1 protein-coding gene is annotated in these 1,142 nt (G+C 72.3%); it reads left to right on the top strand.

Features of this window, described 5'->3' with window-relative positions:
* Positions 1 to 1,142: beta strand repeat-containing protein (locus tag GQ56_RS0139005; RefSeq protein WP_031403773.1), on the top strand; the 1,142-nt coding region annotated here is incomplete at both ends.

Raw genomic sequence — 1,142 nt, 5'->3', positions numbered from 1 at the left:
TCACGAAGCAGGGCGCGGGCACGGAAACGCTGACGGGCGCGAATACGTACACGGGCGGCACGACGGTCAACGCGGGCGCGCTGGTGCTGGGCGCGGGCGGGAGTCTGGCGTCGACGGGCACGGTGAATCTCGCGAATACGGGCACGACGTTCGACATCAGCGGTTCCGGCGCGAACCAGGCGATCGGCACGCTGATCGGCGCGGCGGGTTCGAACGTGATGCTCGGCGGCAATTCGCTGACGCTGGGCGGCACCACGAACGGCACGTTCGGCGGCGCGATCAGCGGCACGGGCGGGATCACGAAGGCCGGCACGGGGACGGAGACGCTGACGGGCGCGAACACCTACACGGGCGGCACGACGGTGGCGGGCGGTACGCTGGCGCTGGGCGCGGGCGGCAGTCTCGCGACGGGCGGCGCGGTGAGCCTGACGGGTACGAGTGCGACGCTCGATCTCAGCGCGGCGGGTGCGCCGCAGACGATCGGCGCGCTGAGCGGCGTGGGCGGGTCGACCCTCGCGCTCGGCGGGAACAGCCTGACGTTCGGCGACGGGACGAACCAGACCTTCGGCGGCGCGATCACCGGCACGGGCGGCGTGACGAAGAATGGCAGCGGTACGGAAACGCTGACCGGCACGAACACCTACACGGGCGGCACGACGGTCAACGCGGGCACGCTGGCAATCGGCGCGAACGGCAGCCTGGCGGCGACGGGGACTGTGAACCTCGCGAACGTGGGCACGGCGCTCGACATCAGCGCGGCGACCACGCCCCAGACGATCGGCACGCTGACCGGCGCGGCCGGTTCGAGCGTGAACCTCGGTGCGAACAACCTGGCATTCGGTGGCAGTACGAACGGTACGTTCGGCGGCACGATCGGCGGCACGGGTGGTGTGACGAAGCAAGGCAGCGGGACGGAAACGCTGACGGGCACGAACACGTACACGGGCGGCACGACGGTGGCGGGCGGCACGCTGGCGCTGGGCGCGGGCGGCAGTCTCGCGACGGGCGGCGCGGTGAGCCTGACGGGCACGAGTGCGACGCTCGATCTCAGCGCGGCGGGTGCGCCGCAGACGATCGGCGCGCTGAGCGGCGTGGGTGGGTCGACCCTCGCGCTCGGCGGGAACAGCCTGACGTTCGGCGAC

Source organism: Burkholderia paludis (assembly GCF_000732615.1).
GTDB lineage: Bacteria > Pseudomonadota > Gammaproteobacteria > Burkholderiales > Burkholderiaceae > Burkholderia > Burkholderia paludis.
The sequence above is the reverse complement of the archived record's forward strand: the minus strand, read 5'-3'. Positions and strand labels throughout refer to the sequence as shown.